The sequence below is a fragment of the Candidatus Cloacimonadota bacterium genome, assembly GCA_020532355.1.
Lineage (GTDB): Bacteria > Cloacimonadota > Cloacimonadia > Cloacimonadales > Cloacimonadaceae > UBA5456.
Map to the genome: position 1 here is coordinate 1 of JAJBBD010000308.1, position 3,156 is coordinate 3,156.

At 45.6% G+C, this 3,156-nt stretch carries 2 protein-coding genes; both read left to right on the forward strand.

Translation table 11 applies throughout. The annotated features are described in order from the left end of the window. A partial coding sequence (locus LHW48_10570; protein ID MCB5260890.1) for a site-specific DNA-methyltransferase occupies positions 1-2,058 on the forward strand: 2,058 nt, incomplete at its 5' end. A 1-nt stretch (position 2,059) separates the two neighbouring features. Then, positions 2,060-3,156 (forward strand): DEAD/DEAH box helicase family protein (locus LHW48_10575; GenBank protein ID MCB5260891.1); only part of this gene is annotated, 1,097 nt, incomplete at its 3' end.

Sequence of the window (3,156 nt, forward strand, 5' to 3'; positions counted from 1 at the left end):
CTCGATAAATACAAAATCCCCATTCTGGATTATGAGGGTAAACGGTCCGAACCAGCCATCCTTGCCTCAGCCTCGCTATTGGGAGAAAGTTCCCCCCTCCAGATCCTACGCTATTTCGATGGCAAGGAATTCAAGCACAACGGTGACAGCCAGGAAGAGATCTTCGATATTCTGGAGAAGCAGAAGCGTGGCGAAGATGACTGGCGCAACCTGATCGTCCAGGGCGACAATCTGCTCTTTCTCAAAGCCTGCTACCTGAATCAGGACCCTTTGATCAAGGACAAGGTCAAAGGCAAGGTCAAACTGGTCTATATCGACCCGCCTTTTGGAACTGGTGATGAGTATGGGGATACGGGTGGAGTTATGAGTTATAGTGCTAAGTTAGCCGGAGCAGAGTTTATCGAATCCGTTAGAGAAAGGCTTATCTTTCTAAAGCAAATGCTTATGGATGAAGGCAGTATCTTTGTCCGTCTTGATTATCATTTTAGTAACTATGTTAAAGTTGTTATGGATGAAGTTTTCGGATCTGAGAACTTCAGGAATGAGATTGTTATCGGAAGAACAAAAACTGCTTATTATGCTAATGTTCAAAGAACTAACCCTAAGAACTTGAGTATAAACTACGATGTTTTGTTTTGGTACAGCATCCGACCCGAAACTACATTCAAAAATCTTAACAACGAAGTTATTATCGAGGCTAGGGATGCTTACTGGAAGGATCTCAAAACGTTTTACCCAAGACCTGAGAAGAGGTATGAGCTTCTAGGAGTCACAATTGATGATAATTGTAGTTGGATGTGGAAGAAGGAAGACGCGCTAAAAGCAGATCATAACTATCAAGAATTTCTCGAAGTTAATAAAAAAAGGAAAGTTAGCTTGGAGGATTATTGGGAAGAGCATGACAGAGCCATTAGATTCATCCGTAGAGAAAATAACACAGTGAAGTACTGGATTGAGCCCATTAGTAAGGTTCCACATAACAACTGGATCAATATCGAGGGTTATTCTCGCGCATATGGTTATCCCACTGAGAACTCAGAAACCCTTTTAGAGAGAGTAATTGTTATGGCATCAGATTCTGATGAACTTGTTATGGATGTGTTTGGCGGCTCTGGAACAACTGCTGCAGTAGCTGAAAAACTTGGACGAAGATGGATAACGGGAGACTTTGGAAAGCATTCTATATATACGATGCAAAAACGGATTTTAACTATCGCTGATTCAAAGAAACTTAGTTCCAATGAGAGTAAAGGTGATAAATACGGTAAGAACGCTAAGCCATTCATAATTGCCTCAGTTGGTAGCTTCGACTTCAGCCGGATTGTTAACCTAAGGCAGCACAAGGAAGCCTACATCAATTTCATACTAACTCTGTTCAACATCCAGGAGCGCAGTACTGAGGAGCTGATTAAGTATAAGCTGCCCAATATCTATGGCCTGAAAGATGGCGATCCCGTGGAGATCTATCCCATCTGGGAAGACGACTACCTTAAGAGCATCAAGATAGACAAGGACTACCTGAAAGGTTTGGCGGAAGCTGAGGGTGGCAAGCTTAAGGGCACCTATTACATCATCGCCCCGGAGATCTGCGATGTGGTCGGCGATTGGGACTACAAGACCTCCCAGGGCAATGTGGTCAATTTCCGCATCCTCAGCTATCCCTACAAGATTCTCGAGGAGATCAGCCGTTCCCAACAGCTCTCCGAACAGCCCGGCAGCTCTTCAGAGATCAACAAGCTGATATCCTCCACGCGCTTCTACTTCAACCAGGATGTAACTTGCAAGATTGAATGGCATGCTCAAGGACTGCGGATCTCGGATTTGGAGACCTCCATCACGGACAAATCCGGAGCTGAGATCAAGGGCATGGATGCTCTGGCAATGGTTCTTATCGACAAGGATTACGATGGCAAGATGTTCACCATGGAAGCAGCCGTCTATCGAAAGGATATCAAGGATGATGGCATCATCAAAGTGGATAAGCTCACAGATAAAGTTGCTGTGATCGTGATCGACAGGCACGGCAACGAAAGCAAGATCATGGTTCTGGAGAGATAGTATGGCAAGGCAATACCGAAATAAGATCAGCTTATCCGAACTCACCCTGGATATCGATCCCAAGAAATACGACATCGGCAAGTTCGATTTTTCCGAGATCGAGGATTATGTACTAGCTCTGTCCTCCGGCAGGAAATACCAGTTTGATGCCATTCGGCAGATCATGGTCTATCTCTGGGGCGGACGCTACGATTCCATAGAAGACCTGGCAAGGCAGAACTTCAAAAAGAAGGAAGCCATTCGCCAGAGATTTGCCTCAGAAAGTACTCTGCTGTCCCAGATACCTCTGCCCGGCAAGCTCTCCGGGGTCTGCTACATGGCCACTGGAGCAGGAAAATCCTACGTGATCTTTGCCATCGCCTATCTTTCCATCCTCCTGGGGAAGGTGAAGCGGGTGCTGGTATTGGGACCTCCCTCCACCGTGATCGAACAGGGGCTCACAGAGAAGTTCAGAGATTATATGTTCTCTCCCAAGGGATTGGCCTTGAGGGAAAAACTGCCGGAGAAATACAGAAACATACAGGTAAGCCTGTGCAACGCCAATGACATTGTTGATGATTATAGCATCGTCATCGAGAATATCAACGCAGTCTATACCAAAGGCGAGAATGCGATCACGGATATGCTCTTCAAGCATACCGAAGAAGTACTGGTTTTGAGCGATGAAGTGCACCATGCCTATTCCCACTTGAAGTTTGGCGACGCCGGAATAGCTTTTGATTTCGATGGAGATAAATACGGCAAAGGCGAAGATAAGAGTGAGCGTTTGTGGATGAAATTCCTGCGGGAAAACCTCTTGGAAGACCAGAAACTGAGTGAGGAAACCAAGATCAAGCGCCATATTGGCTTCACGGGGACGCCTTATAACCAGAACGATTTCTTCCCTGACGTGATCTTTGATTATTCGATCAAGGACGCCCTGGAGGAGGGGATCATCAAGAAAATCAATCCTCTGCTGAAGATCAAGACCTCGGATGATGATTCCGATCTCACTCAGGATCAGAGATATGAGCAGATCATCCAGACTCATCTCGATAATAAGGATCGCTATTCCTACGGAGGGAAGGTAAAACCCATAAGCATCTTTATCAACAACAC